Origin of the sequence: Brevibacillus sp. LEMMJ03 (genome assembly GCF_007197875.1) — a bacterium.
Classification (GTDB): domain Bacteria; phylum Bacillota; class Bacilli; order Brevibacillales; family Brevibacillaceae; genus Brevibacillus; species Brevibacillus thermoruber.
The window spans coordinates 1-25,841 of the sequence record NZ_VKJN01000021.1 but is presented as its reverse complement, the minus strand read 5'-3'; the positions used below and the strand labels follow the sequence as shown (position 1 = coordinate 25,841).

The 25,841-nt window shown below is 60.7% G+C and carries 24 protein-coding genes, 1 pseudogene and 1 other annotated feature; of the genes and pseudogenes, 20 read left to right on the top strand and 5 right to left on the bottom strand.

Annotated elements, in window-relative coordinates; all coding sequences use genetic code 11:
- From FOI68_RS24195 to FOI68_RS19940, 6 genes are all read left to right on the top strand, one after another.
- Positions 1 to 774 carry a YlmH family RNA-binding protein gene (locus FOI68_RS24195; protein WP_143864089.1) on the top strand — a complete coding sequence of 258 codons (774 nt, stop codon included), beginning with the start codon at positions 1 to 3 and terminating at the stop codon, positions 772 to 774.
- Positions 775 to 869: 95 nt separating this feature from the next.
- Positions 870 to 1,364 carry a DivIVA domain-containing protein gene (locus tag FOI68_RS19960; protein WP_029099975.1) on the top strand — a complete coding sequence of 165 codons (495 nt, stop codon included), beginning with the start codon at positions 870 to 872 and terminating at the stop codon, positions 1,362 to 1,364.
- A 55-nt stretch (positions 1,365 to 1,419) separates the two neighbouring features.
- Positions 1,420 to 1,690 (top strand) — a binding site (T-box leader).
- Between the two features lie 51 nt (positions 1,691 to 1,741).
- Positions 1,742 to 4,528 (top strand): isoleucine--tRNA ligase, encoded by a 2,787-nt coding sequence (gene ileS, locus FOI68_RS19955; RefSeq protein ID WP_143864088.1) that lies wholly within the window; start codon positions 1,742 to 1,744, stop codon positions 4,526 to 4,528.
- Between the two features lie 191 nt (positions 4,529 to 4,719).
- Complete coding sequence (locus FOI68_RS19950; RefSeq protein WP_143864087.1) at positions 4,720 to 5,481, top strand: TraR/DksA C4-type zinc finger protein; 762 nt, start codon at positions 4,720 to 4,722, stop codon at positions 5,479 to 5,481.
- Positions 5,482 to 5,493: 12 nt separating this feature from the next.
- On the top strand, positions 5,494 to 6,612 hold the full coding sequence (locus tag FOI68_RS19945; RefSeq protein WP_143864086.1) for a mandelate racemase/muconate lactonizing enzyme family protein: 1,119 nt from the start codon (positions 5,494 to 5,496) through the stop codon (positions 6,610 to 6,612).
- Positions 6,613 to 6,628: 16 nt separating this feature from the next.
- Positions 6,629 to 8,023: an MFS transporter gene (locus FOI68_RS19940; protein WP_143864085.1), complete on the top strand. Its 1,395-nt coding sequence runs from the start codon at positions 6,629 to 6,631 to the stop codon at positions 8,021 to 8,023.
- A 33-nt stretch (positions 8,024 to 8,056) separates the two neighbouring features.
- Here FOI68_RS19940 and FOI68_RS19935 read toward each other — a convergent pair whose 3' ends face one another.
- Genes FOI68_RS19935 through FOI68_RS19920 form a run of 4 tightly spaced genes read right to left on the bottom strand, consistent with a single transcriptional unit; the run spans position 8,057 to position 10,553 of the window.
- Positions 8,057 to 8,530 carry an NUDIX domain-containing protein gene (locus tag FOI68_RS19935; protein ID WP_029099980.1) on the bottom strand — a complete coding sequence of 158 codons (474 nt, stop codon included), beginning with the start codon at positions 8,528 to 8,530 and terminating at the stop codon, positions 8,057 to 8,059.
- 43 nt (positions 8,531 to 8,573) lie between these two features.
- The gene (locus FOI68_RS19930; RefSeq protein WP_143864084.1) at positions 8,574 to 9,488 is read right to left on the bottom strand and encodes an NAD(P)/FAD-dependent oxidoreductase; all 915 of its coding nucleotides are present in this window, start codon (positions 9,486 to 9,488) and stop codon (positions 8,574 to 8,576) included.
- Positions 9,489 to 9,543: 55 nt separating this feature from the next.
- On the bottom strand, positions 9,544 to 9,963 hold the full coding sequence (locus FOI68_RS19925) for a hypothetical protein (protein ID WP_044899416.1): 420 nt from the start codon (positions 9,961 to 9,963) through the stop codon (positions 9,544 to 9,546).
- Complete coding sequence (locus FOI68_RS19920) at positions 9,960 to 10,553, bottom strand: TetR/AcrR family transcriptional regulator (protein WP_143864083.1); 594 nt, start codon at positions 10,551 to 10,553, stop codon at positions 9,960 to 9,962. The genes FOI68_RS19925 and FOI68_RS19920 overlap by 4 nt, the downstream gene beginning before the upstream one ends.
- 266 nt (positions 10,554 to 10,819) lie before the next feature.
- On the opposite strand from FOI68_RS19920, the gene FOI68_RS19915 reads away from it, so the two are divergent.
- The 6 genes from FOI68_RS19915 (at position 10,820) to FOI68_RS19890 (ending at position 19,504) form a co-directional block, all read left to right on the top strand.
- Positions 10,820 to 12,283 carry an LCP family protein gene (locus FOI68_RS19915; protein ID WP_143864082.1) on the top strand — a complete coding sequence of 488 codons (1,464 nt, stop codon included), beginning with the start codon at positions 10,820 to 10,822 and terminating at the stop codon, positions 12,281 to 12,283.
- A gap of 183 nt (positions 12,284 to 12,466) precedes the next feature.
- Positions 12,467 to 15,985, top strand: a complete 3,519-nt coding sequence (locus tag FOI68_RS19910) for a BadF/BadG/BcrA/BcrD ATPase family protein (protein WP_255433739.1) — start codon at positions 12,467 to 12,469, stop codon at positions 15,983 to 15,985.
- A 24-nt stretch (positions 15,986 to 16,009) separates the two neighbouring features.
- A complete protein-coding gene (locus FOI68_RS19905; RefSeq protein WP_035295197.1) occupies positions 16,010 to 17,638 on the top strand; it encodes a 2-hydroxyglutaryl-CoA dehydratase in 1,629 nt (542 codons plus the stop codon).
- Between the two features lies 1 nt (position 17,639).
- Positions 17,640 to 17,852 carry a hypothetical protein gene (locus FOI68_RS19900; RefSeq protein WP_143864081.1) on the top strand — a complete coding sequence of 71 codons (213 nt, stop codon included), beginning with the start codon at positions 17,640 to 17,642 and terminating at the stop codon, positions 17,850 to 17,852.
- Between the two features lie 79 nt (positions 17,853 to 17,931).
- The gene (locus tag FOI68_RS19895; protein WP_143864080.1) at positions 17,932 to 19,107 is read left to right on the top strand and encodes a DUF2515 domain-containing protein; all 1,176 of its coding nucleotides are present in this window, start codon (positions 17,932 to 17,934) and stop codon (positions 19,105 to 19,107) included.
- Positions 19,004 to 19,504 carry a CBO0543 family protein gene (locus tag FOI68_RS19890; protein ID WP_370512158.1) on the top strand — a complete coding sequence of 167 codons (501 nt, stop codon included), beginning with the start codon at positions 19,004 to 19,006 and terminating at the stop codon, positions 19,502 to 19,504. Before FOI68_RS19895 ends, FOI68_RS19890 begins: the two co-directional genes overlap by 104 nt.
- A gap of 88 nt (positions 19,505 to 19,592) precedes the next feature.
- Here the strand turns inward: FOI68_RS19890 and FOI68_RS19885 are convergent, their stop codons facing one another.
- Positions 19,593 to 19,688, bottom strand: a complete 96-nt coding sequence (locus FOI68_RS19885; RefSeq protein WP_029099988.1) for a YjcZ family sporulation protein — start codon at positions 19,686 to 19,688, stop codon at positions 19,593 to 19,595.
- A 288-nt stretch (positions 19,689 to 19,976) separates the two neighbouring features.
- Here FOI68_RS19885 and FOI68_RS19880 point away from each other — a divergent pair, with 288 nt between their 5' ends.
- The 8 genes and pseudogenes from FOI68_RS19880 to FOI68_RS19845 all read left to right on the top strand — a co-directional run.
- Positions 19,977 to 22,181: a DNA topoisomerase III gene (locus FOI68_RS19880; RefSeq protein ID WP_143864078.1), complete on the top strand. Its 2,205-nt coding sequence runs from the start codon at positions 19,977 to 19,979 to the stop codon at positions 22,179 to 22,181.
- 90 nt (positions 22,182 to 22,271) lie between these two features.
- Positions 22,272 to 22,937, top strand: coding sequence for a PspA/IM30 family protein (locus FOI68_RS19875; protein WP_035295188.1), 666 nt, complete (start codon positions 22,272 to 22,274; stop codon positions 22,935 to 22,937).
- A 78-nt stretch (positions 22,938 to 23,015) separates the two neighbouring features.
- Positions 23,016 to 23,420: a DUF350 domain-containing protein gene (locus FOI68_RS19870; RefSeq protein WP_035295186.1), complete on the top strand. Its 405-nt coding sequence runs from the start codon at positions 23,016 to 23,018 to the stop codon at positions 23,418 to 23,420.
- 24 nt (positions 23,421 to 23,444) lie between these two features.
- Entirely contained in the window at positions 23,445 to 23,951 is a 507-nt protein-coding gene (locus FOI68_RS19865; protein WP_029099992.1) for a DUF4178 domain-containing protein, read from the top strand.
- Between the two features lie 12 nt (positions 23,952 to 23,963).
- Positions 23,964 to 24,761 (top strand): DUF4247 domain-containing protein, encoded by a 798-nt coding sequence (locus FOI68_RS19860; RefSeq protein ID WP_044899425.1) that lies wholly within the window; start codon positions 23,964 to 23,966, stop codon positions 24,759 to 24,761.
- Between the two features lie 125 nt (positions 24,762 to 24,886).
- Positions 24,887 to 25,111, top strand: a complete 225-nt coding sequence (locus FOI68_RS19855; protein WP_044899426.1) for a spore coat associated protein CotJA — start codon at positions 24,887 to 24,889, stop codon at positions 25,109 to 25,111.
- A complete protein-coding gene (locus FOI68_RS19850; protein ID WP_044899427.1) occupies positions 25,108 to 25,377 on the top strand; it encodes a spore coat protein CotJB in 270 nt (89 codons plus the stop codon). Before FOI68_RS19855 ends, FOI68_RS19850 begins: the two co-directional genes overlap by 4 nt.
- 21 nt (positions 25,378 to 25,398) lie before the next feature.
- A pseudogene (locus FOI68_RS19845) lies at positions 25,399 to 25,773 on the top strand (manganese catalase family protein); the annotation flags it as partial.
- Between the last annotated feature and the right edge of the window lie 68 nt (positions 25,774 to 25,841).

Genomic DNA, 25,841 nt, shown 5'->3' with positions numbered 1-25,841 from the left:
ATGAGCGTGTTTGATCATTTTCGAAAAGAGGAACGTCCCTTTGCGGAACGGGCGCTGGAGATGCTGACGCTGACAGAGCGGAAGCAGGCCATGCGCCTTACTGATTTTCTGGACCCGAGGCAGCTTGCGATCATGCAGAGCCTCACCTCGCAGGTGCGTGACGTGACCGTTTCGGCCAGCGGGGGCTACGACGGCGCGGAGCGGGTGCGCGTGCTGCTCCATCCCGATTACCTCGTGCCCGAGCCGGAGGACTACCGCCTGGCCCTGCTGCGGATTGCCGCCGACCAGCGCTTCCGGACACTGGAGCACCGGGATGTGATGGGAGCGCTCCTGAACGTGGGGCTGAAGCGGGAGAAGTTCGGCGACATGATCGTGGCCGAAGAGGCGATCCATGTCGTCATCGCGGAAGAAGTGGCCGATTTCGTCTGTTCCCAGGTGACGCATATTCACCGGACGCCGGTCCAATTCGAGCGGATTGATTGGGAGTCGTTTCAGCCGCCCGCTCCCCGGTTTGCGGAAAAGACGGTCACCGTTCCGTCGCCGCGCGTCGACGCGGTCGTCGGCGAGGTGTACAACCTGTCGCGGGCAAAGGCGCTGGTGCCGATCCGGGCGGGCAAGCTGAAGGTCAACTGGAAAGTGGTGGACGACCCGTCGCATCTGCTGGAGCCGGGCGATATGGTGTCGCTGGCCGGATTCGGACGGTTCAAGCTGCTGGACGTGACCGGTCCGACGCGGAGTGGACGGCTGCGCATGATCGTCGGGCTGGTCACCTGAGAGCAGGCTCAATAATTTTGCAAAATCCGGCAGGAAATGCGGCTTTGCCTGTCGAAGAGAATGGGTACGACTACCGGGAAAAGTGGGGGGTTCATGTGCCTTTAACGCCATTGGACATACACAATAAGGAATTCAGCACGGGTTTTCGCGGATACAACATTGACGAAGTGAACGAGTTCCTCGATCAGGTGATCAAGGACTTCGAACTCCTGATAAAGGAAAAAAAGGAACTGGAAGAGCGCGTCGCCATGCTGAACGAGCGGGTGGAGCACTACAAGAGCCTGGAGGAGAACCTGAGCAAATCCATCCTCGTGGCCCAGGAAACGGCCGAGGATGTCAAGTCCAACGCCCGCAAGGAAGCGCAGTTGATCCTGAAGGAAGCGGAGAAAAACGCCGACCGGATCGTCAACGAAGCACTGGCGAAATCCCGCAAGATCGCGATTGAAATCGAAGAGTTGAAAAAGCGCGCCTCCGTCTATCGGATGCGCTTCCGCACCCTGCTCGAAGCCCAGTTGGAGATGCTGGAAAACGGGGCGTGGGACGATCTCGAGCAGGCTGATTCCACGACGTCCGCCCTGTTGGCGGAATAAACCGTTGACGTTCAGGCCATGATGGTACTATAATATTTGCAAACTTTTCATCACTGTACCAACGATGAACGGGAAGAGTACGTGACCAAGCGCTGCCCAGAGAGCCGGGGAGAGGTGAAAGCCCGGCCAGCTGCCGTCGCCGAAAATCACCCGGGAGTTCACAACTGAAAGCCGGCTGCCGACGTCACGTCCGGCGGGCGAGTAAGGGAGCGCGTCATTCCCGTTACGAATGAAACGAGTGGAGCGGAGCGGCGACTGCCGGCTTGCGGCAGGGGGCGTTCCGTTCAATCAGGGTGGTACCACGGGAGCCTTCTCTCGTCCCTTTTGGGATGAGGGAAGGCTTTTATTTTGATACCAAGTAGGAGTGAAAACAGGCCATGGATTACAGCAAAACGTTATCGCTGCCGAAAACCGACTTCCCCATGCGCGGCAACCTGCCGACCCGCGAACCGCAGATACAGGCCCGCTGGGATGAGCAGGAGATTTACCGGAAAGTGCAGGAGCGGACAAAAGGACGTCCCGCATTCATTCTGCATGACGGTCCTCCGTACGCCAACGGAAACATTCACATCGGCCACGCGCTGAACAAGATCCTCAAGGACTTCATCGTCCGCTACAAGTCGATGGCCGGTTTCTGCGCGCCGTACGTGCCCGGCTGGGATACCCACGGGCTGCCGATCGAGCAGGCGATCATCAACGCCGAGGGGCTGGACCGCCGCAACATCGAGGTAAACGACTTCCGCAAGCGCTGTGAAGCGTACGCCTGGTCCTACATCGAAAAGCAGCGGGATCAGTTCAAGCGGCTCGGCGTCCGCGGCGACTGGGAAAATCCGTACGTGACGCTGAAGCCGGAGTATGAAGCGCGGCAAATCCGCATCTTCGGCGAGATGGCGAAAAAAGGCTACATCTACAAGGGGCTGCGCTGCGTCTACTGGTCTCCGTCGTCCGAGACGGCTTTGGCGGACGCGGAAATCGAATACAAAGACAAGCGCTCGCCGTCCATTTACGTCAGCTTCCAGGTGACCGACGGCAAGGGCAAACTGGACACGGACACCGGCGTCGTCATCTGGACCACCACGCCGTGGACGATCCCGGCCAACCTGGCCATCTCGATTCATCCGGAACTGGAGTACAACGTGGTGAAGGCGGACGGCCGCAAATTCCTGCTGGCGAGCGGTCTGCTGGAAGCAGCGTCCAAGGAGATCGGATGGGAGAACGTGGAAGTGCTGGCTGCCTTCAAGGGGAGCGAACTGGAAGGCGTCGTGACCAAGCACCCGTTTTACGACCGTCCGTCCCCGCTGATCCTGGGCGAACACGTCACCCTGGACGCCGGTACGGGCTGCGTCCACACCGCTCCGGGTCACGGGGAAGACGACTTCAACGTCGGCCAGAAATACGGTCTCGGCGTGCTCTGTCCGGTTGACCACGAGGGCAAGATGACCGCCGAAGCGCCGGGCTTCGAAGGCATGTTCTACGAGGACGCCAACAAGGCGGTTACACAAAAGCTGGAAGAAGCGGGAGCGCTCTTGAAGCTGGGCTTCATCACCCACTCCTACCCGCACGACTGGCGGACGAAAAAGCCGGTCATCTACCGGGCGACCGAGCAGTGGTTTGCGTCGATCGACGGCTTCCGCGAACAGATGCTGGAAGCGATCAAAAACGTGCAGTGGCTTCCGCACTGGGGCGAAACGCGCCTGGCCAACATGGTGGCCGACCGCGGCGACTGGTGCATCTCCCGTCAGCGCGTCTGGGGCGTGCCGATTCCGATCTTCTACTGCAAATCCTGCAACGAGCCGGTGATCAACGACACGACGATCGATCACATCGCGGAGCTGTTCCGCAAAGAGGGCTCTTCCGTCTGGTTTGCTCGGGAAGCGAGCGAACTGGTGCCGCCGGGCCTGACTTGCGAAAAGTGCGGCTGCACGGAGTTCCGCAAAGAGACGGACATCATGGACGTGTGGTTCGACTCCGGCTCCAGCCACGAAGCAGTGCTGAGAGAGCGGGAAGAGCTGAAATGGCCGGCTGACCTCTACCTGGAAGGATCGGACCAGTACCGCGGCTGGTTCAACTCGTCGCTCTCCACGTCGGTGGCCGTTTACGGGACGGCGCCGTACAAGGCGGTGCTGAGCCACGGCTTCGCCCTCGACGGCGAAGGACGCAAAATGTCCAAGTCGCTCGGCAACGTCATCGTGCCGCAAGAGGTGATCGACAAGCTGGGGGCGGACATCCTGCGCCTGTGGGTAGCGTCCGTGGACTACCAGGCAGACGTGCGGATTTCCGACGCGATCCTCAACCAGATCGCCGAAGTGTACCGCAAGATCCGCAACACGTTCCGCTTCCTGTTGGGCAACCTGAACGGCTTCGATCCGGCGAAGGACCGCGTCCCGTACGAGCAGTTGGGTGAATTGGACCGCTACGTGCTGGCCAAGGCGGCGCAGGTGGTCAAACGGGTGCGCAAGGCGTACGACGACTATCAATTCCACACGGTGTTCCACGCCGTTCACAACTTCTGTGTCATCGACCTGTCCGCCTTTTATCTGGACATCTGCAAGGACCGGCTCTACGTGGAAGCGCCCGACAGCATCAAGCGCCGCGCCGCACAGACCGTCATGTACGACTGCCTGTTGAACCTGGTGAAGCTGGTGGCGCCGATCCTGCCGCACACCGCAGACGAAGTGTGGAGCTACATCCCGGGCGTGGCCGAGGAAAGCGTGCAGCTCACCGACATGCCGGAAGCGAACGAACAGCATCTCGGCTTCGCGGCGGACATGGAGAGCAAGTGGGACGCGTTCCTGGCGGTGCGCGACGAAGTGCTGAAAGCGATGGAAGAAGCACGCCGCAACAAAGTGTTCGGCAACTCCGTCGACGCCAAGCTGGCGCTCTATCCGCAAACGGAAGAGGTGGCACGCGTCTTGTCCGCCATGGATGACCTGGCCGACCTGTTCATCGTCGCCCATGTGGATCTGCATCCGCACGGTGCCAGCGTGCCGGCCGAAGCGGCTGCGCTGGAAGGCATCGCGGTCGTCGTCGCTCCCGCCGACGGCGTCAAGTGCGAACGCTGCCGCGTGGTGAAGCAGGACGTCGGGGCGGACAGCGCCCATCCGACCCTCTGCAAGCGCTGCGCGACGATTGTACACGAACACTACGCCCACGTGGCGGAATAACTTCATCCGACAAGCTGTACGGCCCTGCCTGTGCCCCCGTGGTGAGGCAGGGCCGTTTTTTTGTCTGCCGGGTCCCTCCAAAAAGGCGGCCAACCGCTGCCGGTACTGCCGCGGGGCAGGCAGGGGGTTATTTTCGCTGTCCGCAAGACATACTACCCATCAAGGAAACCAAACAGAGGAGGGTGGCATGCGTGGACAAGGAGAAGCTGGCTCGATTCAGGGAGCGGCTGCTGCAGGAAAAGCGGGAGCTGGAGGAGCGGGTGCAGGCCCACTACGGCATGCGGGAGCAGATGTCGACATCCCTGCAGGAGTTTTCCATGTACGACAATCACCCGGCCGACATTGGCAGCGAGCTGTTTGAGCGCGAAAAAGACCTCGCGCTGGACAGTCTGGACCGGGAGACGCTGAAGGAGATCGACCAGGCGCTCACCCGCATGGACGAAGGGACGTACGGGCGCTGCACCGTCTGCGGGCAGCCCATCCCGGAAGAGCGGCTGGAGGCGCTGCCCCACGCCCAAACCTGCAAGGAACACGCACCGGCGCCCAACATCAACGAGTCCCGTCCGATCGAAGAGGAGTTTTTGCAGCCGCCGTTCGGCCGCACCTCGCTGGACGAAAAGGAAGGGCAGAACGGCTTCGACGGGGAGGACGCCTGGCAGATCGTCGAGGCGTGGGGAACGTCAAGCACGCCGTTTTCCTATGTGGACAACGACAAGACCGACTACAAGGAGATGTACGTGGAGAGCGACGAGGCGGACGGGTCCGTCGAGGCCGTCGAGCAGATCGGCTACACGAACATGGACGGCTACCACGGTCGGGAGAGCGTCAATTTCATGCGCAGCGGCACCTATGAGGAGTACATGCGCAAAGGGGAAGGCAAAGGCATGTTCCTTGATTACGAAGCGTATCTACGAGAGCGGGCGGAGCGCGAAGGACGCGACGACCTGTTGTGAGGAGCACATGAGATGCAGATCGAACGCGTGGAGACCTACCCGCTGCTCTATCGGCTGGCGCAGCCGTACGGCGACGCCAACGGCTACAAGAAGTACCGCACTTGTTACTTGATCCGCATCATCACGACCTCCGGGGCCGACGGATGGGGAGAAGCGGTGGACTGGCTGCCGACGTTGGACAAGGGATTTCGCGAGCGAATCGTTCCGTACCTCATGGGCAAACGGGTGACGGACCGCCTGCGCCTGGTGGAGGTGATCGGCAAATGGCATCAACGCTCCGCGGCGGCGGTCAGCATGGCCCTGACCGAGATCGCTGCCAAACTGGCCGGCTTGTCCGTCTGCGAGCTCTGGGGAGGGGCGTACCACACCAGCATCCCGATTTACGCGTCCTTTCAATCCTACAGCGAGCGGCCGGATTGGGCGGAGCATTCCGTCCGGCTGGTGGAACAACAGGTGCAGGCCGGATTTCGCCGCATCAAGGTGAAAATCGGGGGCCGTTCCTGGCAGGAAGACCGCCGTCACATCGAGCGGCTGATGGCGTCCCTGCCGGCAGACGTCCAGGTGGCGGTAGACGCCAACCAAAGCTACGATCTGGCCGCCGCCCGGCAGTGGGAACAGGTCTTTTCCCGTCATGAGAACTGGATGTGGCTGGAAGAACCGATGCCGATGGAGCGGACGGAGGAGTACGCCAAATTGCGGCAGGCGCTGTCGATTCCGCTGGCCGGCGGAGAAAACCTGATCCACTGCCACCAGTACCTGCCGCTCTTGAAGCAGGGAGCAGTCGACATCATCCAGCCCGATCCGATGCATGCCGACGGGGTGGACGGCTTTCGCTTCAATTTGCAGGTGGGGCGGCAGTTCGGGCACCGCGTCTCTCCGCACGTGTTTGACGGATCGCTGGCTCGTTTGTACGCGATATACGCGCAGGCGTGTCTTCCGGCGTGGAGCAAAATGGATGCCGACCCGATCGAACCGGTGGAGTGGGACGTCATGGAAAATCCGTTTACCCGTCTGTTTCCCGTCACCCCGGTCAACGGACAGGTGGCCCTGCCCGGGGGAGCGGGCATCGGCGTGGAGCCGGATTGGCAGATTATCAATGGGTTGCGCTGGGATGGCAGCGCATACGCGTGACGCGAGGGAGTACGGTATGGCACAGAACACGAAAAACCTGATGGGACTGGCGGGCATCCCGCTGGTCATGGTGTTGGGAAACTCGATGCTGATCCCCGTCCTGCCCACGATGAAAGCCAAGCTGCAACTGACGGGCCTGCAGACGAGCCTGTTGATTACCGCGTTTTCCATCGCGGCGGGCGTCGTGATTCCGCTGGCGGGCTATCTGTCCGACCGGTTTGGACGCAAAATTGTCGTGATCCTGTCCCTGATCCTGTACGGGGCGGGCGGTCTTTTGGCCGGATTGGCGGCGCTCTGGTGGGACAAGCCGTACGGGATCATCATGATCGGGCGGGTCCTGCAGGGCATCGGCGCCGCCGGTACCGCCCCGATCGCGATGGCGATGGTGGGCGACCTGTTTAACGGGGCGGCGGAGAGCCGGGCGCTGGGCTTGATGGAGACATCCAACGGTTTGGGCAAGGTGCTCAGTCCGGTTTTGGGCGCGCTTTTGGCCATGATTTCCTGGTACATGGTGTTTCTGGCGTTTCCGATCATCTGCGGAGCGGTCCTGCTGCTGTTTTGGTTCTGTACCCGGGAAAACAGGCAGCAGAAACAGCCGATGCAGGTCAGCCAGTACCTGCAGTCCATCGGGCAGGTGTTCCGGCAGCACGGACGCTGGCTGGTGCCGGCGTTCTTCATCGGCAGCATCTGCCTGTTCACGCTGTTTGGCGTGCTCTTTTACCTGTCTGACCTGCTGGAGGAGACGTACAAGATCGACGGTGTGCTGAAGGGCGGCTTCCTGGCCATTCCGCTGCTGGTGATGAGCATCGTCGCGTACGTGACCGGCCTGATCATCAAGAAAAAGCTGCGCGTGATGCGCCTGTTCGTGATCAGCGGGATGTTCCTGCTGGCCGCCTCCTACGTGATCGCCAGTTTTGTGCAGGGGGTGTACCTCCTGATCGGGGTGCTGGTGATCGGCAGCGCCGGAACGGGCATGATCCTTCCCTGTCTCAACAGCATGATCGTCGGGGCAGTGAAAAAGGCGGAGAGGGGCATGATCACGTCGCTCTACAGCGGCGTCCGGTTTATCGGCGTGGCTGTGGGACCGCCGGTGTTTACCTGGCTCCTGGGCATTTCCCGCAGCGTGATGTTTTACTCCATCGCCGGTTTGACCGCTTTGTTTGCGGTGGTCGCGCTGTTCTTCCTGAAACCGCAGCAGGATTCCCGGGAGGCTTCCGGCCAACGGGCGCAAGCGGAGAACGAGCAGGCAAAGGAGACGGAAGCGATGCGGCAGGCGGCGGAAATCCTCGGACTCCAGGCGGAGAGCGACGAGGAGAGACGGCGATCGGAGGCGGTGCGCAGGATGGGGTTTGATCCGAACGAGCTGGTCAACCGTCTGTTGGGAGAGAAAAAGGAAAAAGGAAAAAGCTGAAACAGGCATCGCCCACGAGCGGGGGGATGCCTGTCACGTTGCGGCAAACGGATGGCGGCTTGCCCGCTCCAGCGCGAGCGGGTACACATCGTCGTACAGATAGCGGCTGAAGCGGGGATCATCCCGTACCTGGAGCGGTGTCTCTTCGAACAACACCCGCTCCGCCACGTCCGCCCCGGGCGGCTCAGCCTCCAGGTTCAGCACGCGGGCGACGTAAATATCCTTGACCAGATCGTGGTTGACGGTGTATTGGCCGATGCGTTCGATCGCCTCCAGCGTGGCACCGGTTTCCTCGTAGGTTTCCCGGACGGCGGCGGCCAGACTGGATTCGCCCGGCTCCACCTTGCCCCCGGGCAGCTCGATGCCCCGCGTGCGGTGGCGGGTAAAAACCAGCCGGCCTTTCCAAAACGGAAAGACCAGTACATGCCGGGCGCGCCGTTTCCGGTAGACGGCCGGGTCAAACGTAAGCGTCACCGGCAGGCCAAAGTTATCGACGAACGAGTACATGATCACGGCTCCTTTTGCTCGGATGGTAACCCGACGCGATCGGTTACGGCGACGGGACCTGAAGCGAAATGTGCTTGACCGCCTTCATCGCTTGGCCGACGGCGAGGGACAGGCTGGCGTAGGCGGCGCCGTTGGCGACGTCTCCGATGGCGTAGACCCAGTCGGCTCCGACCTGCTGGTTGACGTCAGCCTGCAGATACCCGCCTTCCAAGGCAGGCAGTTGTCCCAGCCCGTCGATGTTTCCACGCACGCCGATTCGCGGCAGGACCCAATCGACGACGAGCGTTTGGGGTGTACCGGGGCGGGGGGAATCCAGGGTGAGCACGGCTTTGCCGTTTTGCTCCCGGCAGCCGCTCACCACTGTCTCCCACAGCACGTGGAGCGAAGGGTGAGGGTGGAGGCGCTCCACCCACTGCGGACGGGCCCGCAGCCGATCGCTGCGGACGAGGAGGTAGAGGCTGCGGACGTGGGGCAGGAGGTTGCAGGCGCTTTCCACCGCCCGGTCGCCGCCCCCGATCACCGCCACATCCTGGCCGGCGACGGCGGTTCCCTGCGAGGTGGTGGAGAACCACGGCGGCAGCACCCGCGAACAGCCGGCGAGGGCGGGAATCCGGTTGGGGCGCACTCCCGTCGCGATGATCAGGTAGTCGGCCCGGTACACCGCCTTGTCGGTATGGACCAGGTGCTCGTCGAGATCGACCGACCGAAGCGCTTCCCCCAGGCGGGGGCGGAGTGCGCGAATCGATCGATGGGCGAGCAGTTCGTCCAGCAAAGCCGCGCCGTCCGGGTAGACGCGCGGCGGAAAGTCCCAAATTTGGTTGTGGATGTCCGAAAGCTGCCCGCCGAGCCGATCCCCTTTTTCCACCAGGACACAGGACAATCCGAGCCGTTCACACCAGATGGCGGCGGACAACCCGGCGATGCCGCCGCCTGCGATCAGCACCTGTACGCGTTCCACACTCAGCCCCTCCGCTTCCCGTAAACGTTCCGGTTTCTTTTTGGATAGTTTTAGACTACCGTTTTCCTGTGGTGAGCGCAAGTGCGTTCTGGAGGGCGGGAATGATCAGAAACAATCCGTAGGCGAATGCCATCCAGACGGTAAAGGCCAGTACCTGATCCCGGTTCATCCCGGGAAAAAACAGCGGGTGAAATGAAAGGGAAACGCTGTCCAGCATCAAGCCGACCGCTGATCCGATCAGGGCGAACCGCAGCAGAGCGCGGGGCGAACGATCAATCTTTCGGTACAACAAGCCGATCAGGTAGAGGCCGATGCCAGTGGCCCCCTCCAACCCGATGAAGATTACGGGAAACCGCTCATCGTGTACGCTCGTCAGGATAAGATGCCCAAACCAACGAAAGAACATCGTCACAGCCGCCCAGACGATCAGGCCAGCCGCTGTCGGAATCGCAATCGCGCGGAGGGAGAGGTTCATGCCGACGCCCCTCCTTGCGGCAGAAGCTGGCGGCGGATCAGTTTTTCCAGGTCGGCATAGGCACGTTCCACGTCAAACGTGGGAGAAAGAAGTGCCTGCAGCGCCAGTCCGTCGATCAGGGCGTTCATCAACAGCGCCCAGCTCTCTGCTGAGATGTCTCCCAACTGTTCGGCGTGCCAATGGCGGCGGATCTGACTGGCAAGCGCGTCGTTTTCCTCCTGAAGCAGGCGGCTCAGTTCCGCCCGCAGTTTCTCCTGGTGAAAGCCGGCGGCGACAAGTGAAAAAAACAGCCGATGGTACAACGATTCATGCGAGCAGCGGCTTTTCGCCGAATCGAGCGCAGCCTCCAGGAACCCGTCCGCCGTATCGGCGTCCGTCTCCAGGTGCTGCCAGGATCGGCGGCACATCTCCTGCACCAACTCCAGGATAAGCTGTTCTTTGCTCCGAAAATGGTAGTAGACAGTGCCCGGCGTGACGTTGGCCCCTTCTGCAACCGCTTTAAGCGTCAGCGCCTGCAGACCTTGCCGGGCGACGCATTGCTGCGCAGAACGCAGCAGTTCCTGTTTGGACACGACATTGGGTTTGGCCATGGAATCATCCTCGCTTTATTTATAAGTTAGCTATATAACTAACTTTTCTTCTGCACTCAACAATATGGAAAAACGAGGAATGTGTCAAGAGGTACGTAATCTACGAGACGATAAAGATGACAGTAAGTCCATATACAGGCTGAACAAGAAATCACCATTCTACAAAACCAGACAAAACTGTGATAGAATGGTACATATTTTTTCCAGAAAAAGTAGAAACGTCGAATCAAACGTCACGTACACTGGGATTGAGGAGTTGACGACGCATGCGGAAGATGGATGAAGCGACTGCTCCTGCACAAAAGGGGCGCCGCGCCAGACGGAGCCGGCGGACATGGGGGATGCGCCTGCTGCTGGCGGGCTGCCTGTTTCTCTGTTTGCTGGCAGCCGGAGCCGCCTACAGCATCACCCGGATCAACGACACCCTGGGGACGATCACGGATGACCCGTACAAGCTGCCGGACCAGCCCGCAGCACAGCAGGCGTACGAGAAAAAGAAGCCGCTCTCCGTGCTGATTGTCGGGACCGACACCCGGAAACAGGAGGGCATGTTAAACACCGACGTGCTGATTCTGGCCGTCGTCGATCCCGGCGCGCAGCAGGTGACGATGGTCTCCCTGCCGCGCGACACCCGCGTCCAGATGCCGGGTTACCCGGGGTACCACAAAATCAACAGCGTGTTTGCCGCCGGGGAAAGCGCGCGGACTCGCGCGGAGCAGCGGGGCGAGACGGTGACCGAAAACGGCGTCTCGCTGTTGAAAAAAACGGTCGAAGCGATGGTGGGCATCCCGGTTCAGCATTACATCCTGTTCGACTTTGAGGGCTTCACCGCGGTGATTGACAAGCTGGGCGGGGTAGAGGTGACGGTCGACCGCGACCTCGTCTATGAGCTGCCGCAAGGGGGCGTCTACAAGCGTCTGAAAAAGGGGCGGCAGGTGCTGAACGGCGAGCAGGCTCTCGGTTTTGTCCGCCACCGTGTGGACCGGCGGGGACACGCATACGACTCCAGCGATTTTGACCGCAACCGGCGGCAGCAGGACGTGATCAAGGCCGTGGCCGACAAGGTGACGTCGATGGACGGTCTGACGAACGCGTTCGCCATTCTCGAGACGGCGGGACAGCACGTCAAAACCGATCTGTCCAAAGAGCAGATCACCGGATTGGCCCTCGATTTCGCCGGCTTTTCCCCGGAGCGGATGGTTTCGCTGGACAACGGCGCCTTGTGGGATTCCCGCCTCTTGTACACGCTGTGGCCCAAAGAGAAGATGGATCACGTCCGCTCCGCCCTGCAAAGCGCCATGGGGGTCAAAACCGGCGGAACCTTGAGCGAGGCGGCCGTCGCCGAGTACGCCCGCGCGGAACGAAAAGAGCCGGCAGCGGCAAGCAAACAGACGGCTGGAAACGGGTCGGCGGGAGCCCCCAAACAGGCGGGGGGAACCGGCCAAACGGCTGCCGGTTCTACGCCTGCACTCAGCGGCGGCAAGTCCAAGCCGGCTGCTTCCGGCGACGAGTCGGCCGGAGGGGGGAGAACGGGCGGTTCCCCGGCGGACAGTCCCGCCTCGGGCGGAACCGGCGGACAGCAATCGCCTCCGCAGCCAAAGAACAGCCCCGAAGCCCCGCAGCCGCCCGCCAATCTGCCGCCGCCCGACATCATCGCCCCGCCCTCTTTTGAACCGCTTCCTGCCGAGGCGGCCGGCAAAGAAGAGAGCGGCGGTGCGGTTCTTCACTAGCAGGCGAAGAAACGACACGCGGAACCCCGGCGAACAGGCCGGCTGCCCGCAACCCCTCCTCGATGCTGCCGAGGAGGGGTTTTGTTGTTGGCACATCCCTTTTTCCCTATATCCATGATGTATAGATTGCTTCAAACTTTGCCACGCTACTTAATGTATTTTTCTGGAGAAGGGTGTGGTTCGGTGGCAAACGAAGCGAAAGGGCAAGATTCTCTCATCATCGGCGTCGACGTCGGGTCGACCACCGTCAAAGCAACCGTGGTCGATCCCCGCACCAGGGAGATTCTCTGGTCGGACTACCAGCGCCATCATACCAAGCAGGCGGAAAAAGTGCTCGAATTCCTGGTGGCGATCGGCAATCAGTTTGCCGACGTCCGGCGTGAAAACATTCGTGTCTTTATGACCGGCTCCGGAGCCGGCCCGATTGCGGAACACGTCGGCGCCAAGTTCGTCCAGGAAGTGAACGCCGTCACCATGGCGGTGGAACAGCTTCACCCCGACGTGGGCAGCGTGATCGAACTGGGCGGTCAGGACGCGAAAATCATCATTTTCAAAGCGAACGAAGAGACGGGGGACAAACAAGCCCTCACCTCGATGAACGACAAGTGCGCCTCCGGGACGGGAGCCACCATCGACAAGTGCATGATCAAGGTGGGCATGCCGATGGAGGAAGTGGGCAGGCTGCATTTCGACGATTCGAAACTGCACCACGTGGCCGCCAAATGCGGCGTGTTTGCGGAGACGGACATCGTCAACCTGGTGAAGAGCGGCATACCCGCGGCGGAAATCATGTGTTCGCTGGCGGACGCGATCGTCATGCAGAACCTGTCCGTGCTCACACGGGGAAACACGCTCAGGCACCGGGTGCTGCTCCTGGGTGGTCCCAATACATACCTGCCGTTCCTGCAGGAGTGCTGGCGCAAGCGCATTCCGCAGACGTGGGAAGAGCGGGGATATCAGTACCCCAGGGACATCCCCATCGAAGAGCTGATCTTTGTGCCGGAAAACTCCCAGTACTACGCCGCGTACGGCGCCGTCATGTACGGCATGCACGAGCCGGCTGAGGTCGGCGCCTACAAGGGGATCGAAGCGTTGAAGGCCTTCATCGCCCACGGCCGCAAAGCCAAACTGGGCGAAAATGCCGGCCCGCCGCTTGTGGGCAGCGTCACCGAGCTGGAAGAATTCCGCCGCACGTACAGCATCCCGCGGTTCACGCCCGCCAGCTTCTCGCCGGGGCAAAAAGTGAGGGCGGTGATCGGACTGGACGGAGGGTCGACGTCGTCCAAGGCGGTGCTCGTCGACGAGAGCGGCACCATTCTCTTGAAAGAGTACCAACTGTCCAAGGGCAACCCTCTCGAAGACACCAAAGAGATGCTGCAGCGGATCCGCGACAAGGTGACGGGCGAGGGAGCGGAGCTGGAGATCATCGGCTTTGGCGCCACCGGGTACGCGGCGGACGTGCTGGAAAAGACGCTCAGGGCGGACGTCAACATCGTGGAGACGGTCGCCCACATGATGAGCGCCGTCCACCAGTTCGGGGATGTCGACGTGATCTGCGACATTGGCGGACAGGACATCAAGGTGCTCTTTTTGAAAAACGGCGACATCCGCAACTTCCGGCTGTCCAATCAATGCTCGGCGGGAAACGGCATGCTGCTGCAGGCGATGGCCGACCAGTTCGGCATCCCCATCCAGGAGTATGCGGAAACGGCCTTCAAGGCGGATCTCAGTCCCAAGTTTTCGTACGGCTGTGCGGTGTTCCTCGATGCCGACCGGGTCAATTTCCAAAAGGAAGGGTATTCCAAGGAAGAACTGCTGGCCGGCCTCGCCCTGGTCCTGCCGAAAAACGTCTGGCAGTACGTCGTGCAGATTCCGCGCATGGCCGAGCTGGGCCGCAAATTCGTCCTCCAGGGCGGCACGCAGTACAACCTGGCGGCCGTCAAGGCGCAGGTCGACTACATCCGGGAGCGGGTTCCCGACGCCGAGGTGTACGTGCATCCCCATCCCGGCGAAGCGGGCGCGATTGGCGCCGCGATGGAGACTCTGCGCGTCGTCAAGCGGCGGGGATATTCCACCTTCCTGGGGTTGGACGCAGCGATTGGGCTCACTTACATCACCCGCAACGACGAATCCACCCGCTGCACCTTCTGTCCCAACCACTGCAGCCGCACCTTTATCGACTCTGAGACGCCGGACGGACAGACGGCCCGCTACATCTCCGGCTTTAGCTGCGAAAAGGGAACGGTGGAAGACAAGGAGGCGGTCATTCGCCTGACCAAGAAGCGGCAGGAACTGAAAAAGCACTATCCCAACCTGGTGGAATACGAAGCGACCCGCATGTTCCAGCACTTCTACGATCCGGAACCGATGCCGTCGGCGGACGAGACGGTGAGCGACGTCGTCGTGACGCGCGGCTTGCTGGGCCTTGGGGGCATGCGGAGAAAGGTGTATACGCGCCATTTTCAGCGCTCCTCGGCGGAGGCGGCGGAGCGGCGCGGCCGGATGCGCATCGGAATTCCGCGGGTGCTGAACATCTGGTCGACGGCTCCGTTTTGGCGCACCTATTTTGAAGCGCTCGGCGTCGACAAGAACAACATCGTCTTCAGCGACTTCACCAGCGAAGAGATGTGGCTGGAGGGCGGCAAGTACGGCTCGATCGACCCGTGCTACCCGTCGAAGGTGGCCCAGGCGCACATCCACAACCTGCTGTTCAAGCATCACGAGCGAAAGCCGCTGGACTGCATCGTGTTCCCGTGCATCACCCATATCCCGACCCACCTGCAGAACGTGATGGATTCGGCGAGCTGTCCCATCGTCGCGGGGGCGCCCAACGTGATCAAGGCGGCCTTTACGAAAGAAATCGACTTCTTTGCGACGAGAGGCGTCGCCTACCTCGATCCGGCCGTCACCTTTACGGAGCGGCACATGATGAAGAAGCAGCTGTTCGAGGCGTTTCGGGACGTGCTGCAGATCACCGAGGACGAGAGCGATTTTGCCGTGGAGCAGGGATGGCGGGCGATGGATCTCTTCGACGCCGAAATGCAGGAGCGGGGCAAGGTGATCCTGGAGCAGGTGGAAGCGGAGAACCGTCTCGCCATCCTGATGATCGGGCGGCCGTACCACTCCGATCCCGGCCTCAATCACGGGGTGCTGGAAGAGTTTCAGGTATTGGGCTACCCCATTCTCTCGATGCGCTCCATCCCCAAGGACGAGCAGTGGCTGCGGCGCTTTTTCCGCGACGACATCGAGAGCGGGCGCGTGGAGCACGCGCTGGAGGTGACGGACGTCTGGCCGGAAAACTTCAGTTCCAACAGCGTGCAAAAGGTGTGGGCAGCCAAGTTCGCCGCCCGCCATCCCAACGTCGCGGTGCTTGATCTGTCCAGCTTCAAGTGCGGCCACGACGCGCCGACCTACGGGCTGATCGACGCGGTCATCTCGACGGCGGGAACGCCTTACTCCGCCTTGCACGACATCGACGCCAACAAGCCGAGCGGCTCGATCAACATTCGTGTAAAAACCTATGCACACAGCCTGAGTCTGCACGAGGAGCGCCTGCAGGATGTGGCCGCGAAAAAAGCGGAGCTTCAGCAGCGCATCGAACAGAAGCGGCGGGAACTGCTCGGCATCAACACGCAAGAACCGGCGGCTGCGATGGACCCGACCGGTTTCCCGCAGACGGGCAACGAATCGATCCCGTCATGACGAATCTGAAAGGGGCGAAAACGCATGTCAACCACCAAAGAAATTCCCGTAAACGAGAACGCTTTTGCCGATGAATTGCGCCGTTTTCAGGAGGAGCAGGAACAGGCGCTGGGATTGACAGCCAGTCGGTCGCAGTGGTTCGATCCGGTTCCCCGCCAGTTTTTGGCCAAGGACAAAGCCAGCACCACCATCCTCTTCGGCGGACTGACCATGGCCCACGACTACCTGGTCGAAGGGGCGCTGTCCGGGCTGGGCTACAACGTGAAGCACCTGGACTGTCCGGACAACGAGGCGCTCCGGTTTGGCAAGGAGTTCGGCAACCGCGGCCAGTGCAACCCGACGTATTTTACCGTGGGCAACCTGATCAAGCATTTGACGCATCTGCGGGACGTGGAGGGCAAATCAAAAGAGGAGATCGTCCAGAACTACCTGTTCATCACCAGCGGTTCGTGCGGGCCCTGCCGCTTCGGCACGTATGTGACGGAGTATCGCAAGGCGCTGCGCGATGCCGGGTTTGACGGCTTCCGCGTGCTCTTGTTTCAGCAGCAGAGCGGGTTGAAGCAGGCGACCGGCGACGACTCCGCCCTCAAGCTGGACACCTCGTTTTTCCTCAGCTTCTTGAAAGCGGTCCTGTTGGGCGACATTTTGAACGCCATCGGCTACCGCATCCGTCCCTACGAGGTGGAACCGGGCGCCACCGATGCCGCGCTCGAAAGCTGCAAACATCGTCTGTACGAGGCCCTGCGCCAGCGCAGGCGGCTGATTCCCGCCCTGCTGGCATGCCGCAGGGAGCTGCAGGCGATCCGGGTGGACAAGACGCGGGTAAAACCCAAGGTGAGCATCATCGGCGAGTTTTGGGCGATGACGACGGAGGGGGACGGCAACTATCAACTGCAGCGCTTTCTGGAAAAGGAAGGGGCCGAGGTGGACGTGCAATCGCTGACCGCCTGGATCCTCTACCTGATCTGGGAAGGGCGCTACGACACGCTGAAGCGCATGAAGCTGCGCGGCGAGGACGGCGGCCGCTACGGGCTCGCCGGCAAAAATCCTGTCATGCGCCTGCGCATGCTGTGGGCGGCCGACCGCGTCCTCCGCTTGATGTTTTACAGCTACGCGAAGCTGTTGGGCTTGTCCGGCTACCATCTGCCGGACATGGACGAGGTGGCCCGGGTCGCCCATCAGCACTACAACAACCACCTGCGCGGCGGCGAAGGCCACATGGAAGTGGGCAAACTGATCCTGAACGTGGTCAAGCGAAAAGTGAACATGACGATCTCCGTCAAGCCGTTCGGCTGCATGCCGTCTTCCGGCGTATCGGACGGCGTTCAGTCGCTGATCACGGAAAAGTACCCGGATGCCATTTTCCTCCCGATCGAGACGACGGGAGACGGCGCGATCAACGTCTACAGCAGGGTGCAGATGATGCTGTTCAAAGCAAAGCAAGCAGCCCAGAAGGAATTCGAGGAAGCTCTGGCGAAACAGGGGGTGACGCTGGAGGGGCTGCGGAAACTGACGGACCGCCCGGCGTTTGCCAAACCGCTGAAGACCAGCCGGCACCGGGTTGCATGTACGGCGGCCAACGCCGTTTACAGCCTGCGCCGCTTCCCCCGGCTGTCCGTCCGGAGCAGCAAAGAGGAGATGCAAAGCGTCTAGCATGATGAAAAACGCGTTTTCCGCCAAGCAGCGGGAAGCGCGTTTTTTGCATATCCTGATGGAAAATGAAACTGGGGGAGAAGACATGAAGGAAAAAGAGGACCGGCTGACACCCGCACAGGAACTGCAGCTAATCGGGCAGGTATTGTCTCTGATCGGCGCTGCCCTTCAATTGATAGGCTACTTCGAGGAAGTGACGGACAAGAAGAAATGAAGTACCCCATCGCTCGAAGCGATCATGGAGAGGCGTACAGGCATCATATACATGTTGATGAACGCGAGGAGAGGAGTCTATGGGCATCTCATGGCTGAAGGAGCGATGGACCCGCTGTCGGCAGAGCCGGTTTCCGTCGTTCTGGCGAATCAGACGAGCGCTGACGCGAAAATCGGCGGAACAGCCCGGCGGCCTGGCTGTGCTGTCCGGCCGCGATCAGGCCCTGGTGGACGCCATCCGCGAACAAACACGCCAGCATAATCGCAACAATGTCACGCGGACGATGGCCTATTTGCAGTTTTACCTCAGGCATCCCGAAATCCATTGGGCGCTGCTCGGCCACATGGTCTCCCGAAACGGGGGGTGGAACATGACGGACATCAAGGGGGAACTGCTGTCCCGGCTCCTCTCCCGAAAGGAGCAGGAGGATTTTTTTGCGTTTTTGGAGCGGGGAAACTGGCTGATCTTCCACGACGTCTATCCGCAAATGCTGGTGTACGAGGAAAGCGTGAAGAGGCAGGCCAACCTGTTTTACCTGCTGCCGCACCTGCACGTCTCCCGCTTCATGCAGGTGCTGTGGGAGGAATTCTGGCGGTTTGGCGATTGTGAGCTGCTGGCGATCGGGCTTGTCATCAACGAGCAGAGTTACCTGGAGAAGCACGTCATCCGACAGCCCCACTATCAGCAGACCGTGCTGCACACTCTGGAATTCAAGCTGCAGGAGCTGCTGGGTCTGAATCAGATTCTCTTTCCCTGCCTGGCCGAGGGGCGGGGCGGCGATGGCGGCAAACCGGTGTTGATTGGCCAAACCTTGCGTCATTTTGCCTCCCTGCCCGAACGGATCGCCCTGGGAAAGCGGCTGTACGCCCTCTTGTTTCGCGATCCCGACGTCCTGCGGGCGGTGACGGGGTGGGCGGTGCGGCAGCCGCACACCGGTTCCCGCAAGGATTACTGGCCGCACCTGTTCCATGACGTGAACGAATCCGTGCCGGGCTCCCCCTACAAGCGAAAACTGGCCAACTGCCGACTGCTCCCGGGCGCCGCACGGTTGTACAGTCCCCGGCTCATCCACGCCTGGGGCGACGTGACCCATGCGGAGCCGGAACCGGAGGATTGGTGCACGGACGCGAGGTGCATCCTGTTTTTGCTGAATGAAAACGAAGAGGCGGGCGGTGATGTGGAGGATGCCTATTGTCAAACGCTGGAGAAAATCGAACGGGCGATTGTCGCCAAGGAAGCGATCTTTCCTGCCTGACGGCGGCCGTGCCTCGTTCAGAAGGTACGTGCCGGGGATGCTCCTGGCTTCCTGGGCGGGAACCTATTTGGACCTGATTTTCGTAAACGGCGGGTTCTACAGCTTTCCCGTCCGGCCGTTTCCGGGCGTGTTTGACATCAACGTGGCCTTTACGTTGATTCTGCTTCCCCTCTTTACCGCCTGGTTTCTGTTCTGGGCCGAACGGATGCCCGCTCTCGGCCGCGCCGCGTTCATCACGGTGCTGAGCCTGGCGATGGCGCTGGCCGAACCCTTGTCCGAGAAGGCGGGATGGTTTGTCCATCGTGAAGACTGGCGCCATTTGTATTCCGTCTTCGGATATTTCGGCTTTCTCTGGCTGATGTGGACATTTCATCGATGGCTGCGCTTCCGTGCGTGATGCCTGCAAAAAGGGCGGAGAACATGCAAGGGGAGAACGCCCCCGAATTCTCCCTTTGCATGTATCTGTCTTCTCCGCTTAGTCCTCGTCAATTGCAGCTGCAGCCCACGATCACCAACAGGACAAACAGCACCAGCACCAGACCGAATTCGTCCAGTCCACAACTGTTGAAGATACTGCTCATCGCTTCCCCTCCTTTCCGCGATTAGTCATACTGTATGTGTGTCCCGTGGGTTTTGCCTGTACGCTCGCCCAATGTTGGCCGGCACGCCCGGGGCAAAATCCCGGTGCTGTTTCCTGCTTGATCGCCGCGTGTTCCGCGTGGTGTTTTCGGAAAGCGGAAGACGGCCGGTGCCGACGAGGAAGTACCCCGGTTTGGGGAACGGATGGACAAGCCGGGACAGGTCTGCGGACTTGTAGTACAATAGACGTCAGAACAAATGTTTCCAGACGGATGGGGAGAATGCCGCGCATGAAAGTCATCATCGCCGAAAAACCGGACCAGGCGCTCAAGCTGGCCAGTCCGTTCGTGCATAAAAAGAAGCAGGGCTATGTGGAAATCCAGCCGAACCGGCTGTTTCCCCGGGGGGCGTTCATCACCTGGGCGGTCGGTCACGTGTGCGAGCTGGTGCCGCCGGAAGCGTACAACCCCGCGTGGAAAAAGTGGACGGTGGAGACGCTGCCGATCATTCCGAAATCGTTTCGCCATCAGGTGATAAAGGGCAAGGCCAAGCAGTTCGGCGTGATCAAGCAGCTTCTCAGGCGGCCCGATGTGAACGAGATCATCCACGCGGGCGACGCCGGACGGGAAGGGGAGCTGATCGTCCGGACCATCGTGGAGATGAGCGGGGTTCGCAAGCCGATGAAGCGGCTGTGGATCTCGTCGCTGACGGAGCGGGCCGTCGTCGCCGGCTTCGAATCGCTGCTGCAGGAGGAGCAGACGCGCAGCCTGTACCACGAGGCGTACAGCCGGGCCTGCGCCGACTGGCTGGTGGGCATGAACGCCTCCCGCGTCTACACCGTTTTGCTGAAAGAAAAAGGGATCAGCGACGTGTTCTCCGCCGGCCGGGTGCAGACCCCGACCCTGGCGCTGGTGGTGAAGCGGGAAAAGGAAATCGCATCGTTTAAGCCGGAACCGTTCTGGGAGGTGAAGGCCACCTTCGACGTGGACGGCAAACGGTATGAAGGCGTCTGGCACAAGGACGGGCAGTCGCGGATCAACGACCCCGAGCTGGCGGAGCGGATCGCCGCGTTTTGCCGCGAGAAACCGGCGCGTGTGTCGGAGGTGAAGACGGAGCGAAAAGAGTTCCTGCCCCCGTACCTGTTCAACCTCTCCGCCCTGCAGGCGGCCGCCAACAAGCTGTACAAGTTTTCGCCGCAAAAGACGCTGGACGTGGCGCAAAAGCTGTACGTCAAGGGGTATCTCTCCTATCCCCGCTCCGATTCCGCCTTTGTGACGGCCGAGGAGGCGCGGGCGTTCCCCGACATCCTCTCCAGGCTGGCCAGGCAGCCGGAGTACCGCGGCTTTTTTCCCGCTCCGAAAGCCTCGATCGCCCAGGATCGACGCTACGTCAACCAAAAAAAGGTGACGGACCACTACGCGATTATCCCGACGGAGCAGGTGCCCACCGTGGCCAAGCTGGGGGATGACGAGCGGAAAATCTACGACCTGGTGGCCCGCCGGCTGATCGCCGCCCATTACGAGAGCGCGCTGTTTGATTACACCACGGTGGTCACGCTGGTGGACGGCCGGGCCGCATTTGTCAGCAAGGGAAAGGTGCAGCTCAGGGCCGGATGGCGGTCGGTGCTGTTCGACGAGGAGAAGGAGGAAGACGAACCGGTACTGCCGCCGCTGGCTGAGGGAGAAGAGGGCCGGGTGCGCAAGGCCAGCGTCAAGGAGAGCAGGACGCAGCCGCCCAAGCGCTACACCGAAGGCCAACTGATCACGCTGATGAAGACGGCGGGCAAGCATCTGGACAACGAAGAGCTGGAGAAGGTGCTGATGAAGACGGAAGGGCTGGGCACCGAAGCGACCCGCGCCGCCATCATCGCCACGCTGAAGCAGCGAAAGTACATCGAGGTCAAGCGGAACCAGGTGTACGCCACCCCCAAGGGCATGCTCTTGATCGACCTGATCGGTGACAAGATCCTGGCCTCGCCGGAAATGACCGCCCGGTGGGAGCAGCGTCTGGCGGAGATCGGGCAGGGATTGGCCTCGCCGCAGGCGTTCATGGAGCAGGTGAAAAAGCTGTCCCGCAAGATCGTGCAGGATGCGGTGGAGCAGTCGCGAAGCTGGAATCTGGACGGATACGACGTGGCGGCGATGCCGAAGCAGGCCTCCCGGTTCAGCCTGGGCAAAAAGGTGGCCGTCTGCCGCGCCTGCGGCGGCGATCTGGTGGACAAGGGGGATTTTTACGGCTGCGCCAACTACCGCAAAACCGGGTGCGGCGTGACGCTGTCCAAAACCATTTTGGGCAAGAAAATCACCGCCGCCAACGTCAAACGGCTGATGGAGACGGGCAGGAGCAATACGATCAAAGGATTTCAAAAGGGAGAGGAGCGCTTCGACGCCTATCTGCTGTGGGACGACCGGGAGCGGAAGGTGCGCTTGCAGCAGGAAGCCGGCAGCAAGGCCGTGCGTGCGGGCGACATACGCAAAAGGAAGGAGTCCCGGTGAAACCGGGACGTCTCTTTTTTCGTAGATACGTTATAGAGAAGCGCAGCCGCACGTGCGCTGACGATCCCTTACCCAAGGAGGAAAAAAGTCATGTCCTTTTTCAAACGTCTGCGAGACCTGACCATGGCCAATCTGTTTGCTTTGATTGAAAAAGCGGAAGACCCCATCAAAATGACGGACCAGTACCTGCGCGACATGCAGGAGGATCTGGAAGAGGCGGAAAAAGCCGTCGCCGCCCAGATTGCACTGGAGAAAAAATTCAAGCTGCTGTACGAGGAGCAGGAAGCCCTCGTCAAGAAGCGCGACGAGCAGGCCCATCTGGCCGCGCAGGCGAAGAACGTCGATCTCGCCCGCCGCGCCCTGGAAGAAAAGAAAGCGGCTCAGCAGAAGATGGAGGAGTACAAGGCGAGCTACGAGCAGAATAAACGGGCGGCCGACAACCTGCGCGAGAAGCTGGCGGAAATGCGCAAGCAGATCAACGAGCTGAAACACAAACGGGAGACCCTGGTCGCCCGCGTCAACGCCGCCAAGGCCCAGAAAAACATCAACAAGGCGATGACCGGGTTTGACGCGAATACGGCGATGGCCGGGTTGAAGCGCATGGAAGAGAAGGCGCTGCAGCTCGAAGCGGAAGCGGAGGCCAGCGGGGACGTGTACAAGAAAGAAACGTCGCTGGACGAGGAGATCGCCAAGCTGAACCGGGATCAGCAAATCGAAGACGAACTGGCGGCCCTGCTGAAAAAATACGAGGGGTAAACCGCTCCGGGCGGTTCCCCTCTTCCCTGTTTCGGCGCGCTGCCGCAAGTGAATATTGACCGTGTGGAGGGATGGCCATTGTCGTGGATCGAAGTGCTGGCCATGCTGGTGTGGACCGGGGCCGGCGCCATTCTCTTGTTTGTGCTCATGTGGGTGGACGCGCTGTTCACCAGGTACAAGGACATTACGGAGATGAAGAACGGGAACGTGGCGGTGACGACCCGTTTTGTCATGAAGCTGTTTGCCCAGGGCTATATCTTGTCCCGGTCGATTGCCACTTCAAACGATTTGTGGATTGCCCTCTTGGTGTCTGTGGTCTCGTTTGTCATTTTGTTTATTCTGGAATGGATTGTCGAACTGCTGTTGAAAAAGGCCGCTTCGTTTGATTTGGACGAAGGAACGCGGCAGGGAAAAGTCTCGTACGCACTGTTGGCCGGCTCTTTCCACATCGTCGGCGCCTTGATTTTGGCCGCCTGTTTGTAGAGCGGGCCGGAAAGGAGCGCATCCATGAGTTTGTTCAAGCGAATCCACCATCTCTTTGCCAAGCATGAGCCGCCGCGGGTAGAGCCCGGCATCCTCACCGTGGGGCCGGGAGATGTGGTGGAGGTTTCCCTGGTCACCTACCAGGTGACGGGCAGGACCCGGAACGTCAGTCGAAACGCCGTGATGCTGACCCTGCAGGACGGCCATCAGATTCGCTATCTCCACATCGAAGAGCGGGAACAGGTGGTGTACCAGCTCTACAGCGCCATTGACGGCCGGTTGGATTCCGTCGATGCGGTCCCGACCACCATTGAAATGGACGGGGTCGCCTATCATCTGGAGGAACACTACACCGGTCACGTGACGGCCCAGGGCAAAACCCCGTTCCCTTCGTCAGGAGAGCAGCACATCTGGCAGTTTCAATCCGACCAGCGCCATCTGCTGCGGATCGAATGGCAGGACGGCCGTTTCATGCTGTACGAGGGAGAGTTTGTCCTCCCGGCTGACGTGCAGGTCTTGCGCGGAACGTAGGGAGGGATGAGGATGGAACAGCGGCTGTTTCGAGCGGTCACGATCCTCCTGGTGCCAGCGCTCTTGCTCTTGGCCCTGGCCGGCTGCGGGACACCGGCGGCCGGTTCCGGCTATCCGCTGGAATCGGTGATCTCCAAGGACGACGGGCAGTATTCCCGCGTCTACCGCGCCGAAAACAAAACGGTGCCGGAAGTGGCCCGCGAACTGGCAGAGCAGCGAGAGCCGGACGAGATCTCCAAAGAAGACGAGAAACACATGTTTCTCATCTATCCGGATGAATGGTACCACCTGCAGCAGGATGAGAAGAAACCTTCGGACACGCTCATCGAAGTGGACAGCAAGGAGTTTGTCCGGCAAAATTACGATCCGTCGTTTCTGGAGGGGTACATCCTGGCCAGCCTGCTGGATGACCTCTTTGACGCGCACAAACATGCCCCCGGCTCATATCGCGGGTATACCACGAGAGACATCTACAAACCAGTGGGGACGTACCACATCCCCACCCAGCAGGAGAAAAAGGCGGCTCCTCCCGTCACCAAGCAGGGAACGGGGAGCATCATCAAGCGGAGCGACAAGCCGGCCGATCGGAGTTCCGTGATCGGTGCGGACGGCAGCATCACCAAAAAACAGGCGGAGCCGTCCACGGAACCGGCCGGGCGGGTCGGACGGATTATCCGAAAATCTGACAAGGACACGACGATCTCCGATTCTTCCTCCTCATGGGGATCCTCGATCTTCTCCTCACCGCGAAGCAAATCGCCTCCGCGCACAAAGGTCGGAGGCTTCGGCCGAATCACGAAACGACGATAACCCGCTGATCACAGCGGGTTCTTTTCTTGTCGGCCACAAACGGGCATTCGCCCAACACCGCAGGTAGGTGAATGACATACAGTGATACTGGTTAGTCAAACACCTACACAAGGAGGTCGCCTTCGTTGCATTCGCAGACGAGAGTGTATTATCCGTATGTCAGCCCGTTTGATCCGTGTCCGCCGATGCGGGTGAAGACATATGTGGTACCCCCCAACCTGTTCATCGGATTCCAGCCCCCCGGTTTGCCGCAGTTTTCTCCTCCCGAAGCCCTGCACCACGGCGTACTCTGGCCGTCACTGTACAGTCCGTACGAGGGACGGGACAGGAAAGGGAGGGAACGGAAGTGAGCGACCACAAGCAAGTGGACGAACGCTACTACCAGCTTATGCATGAACTGCAGACGCTCGATTTCGTGCTGGTGGAGCTGTCGCTGTACCTGAACACCCACCGAGACGACATGAATGCGATCCAGCAGTTCAACGAGTACTCCGGCAGACGCTGGCAGGTGGCGTGCGAGTTCGAGGCTCACTACGGGCCGCTTCTGCAATACGGACACAGCTATTCCGGATATCCCTGGCAGTGGCCCGAATCGCCGTGGCCGTGGCAGGTATGAGGATGAGGAGGAGAACCGAACGTGTGGATTTATGAGAAGAAACTGCAATACCCTGTTCGCGTGAGCAAATGCGACCCGCGCATGGCGAAGTTCCTGATCGAGCAGTACGGCGGCGCCGACGGGGAACTGGCGGCGGCGCTCCGCTATCTGAACCAGCGCTACTCCATCCCCGACAAGGTGATCGGTTTGCTGACGGATATCGGAACCGAGGAATTTGCCCATCTGGAAATGATTGCCACCATGGTGTACAAATTGACGAAAGACGCCACGCCAGAGCAGATGGAGGAAGCCGGCCTCGGCGCCCACTACGCCAATCACGACAAGGCGCTGTTTTACAACAATGCCGGCGGCGTTCCCTGGACGGCTGCGTACATCCAGGCCAAGGGCGAACCAATCATACTTCGAGGCACAAATTAGCACTTCCAAATAATGCTCGCCAGCTCCGAGTTCTCTATGTCAATCCT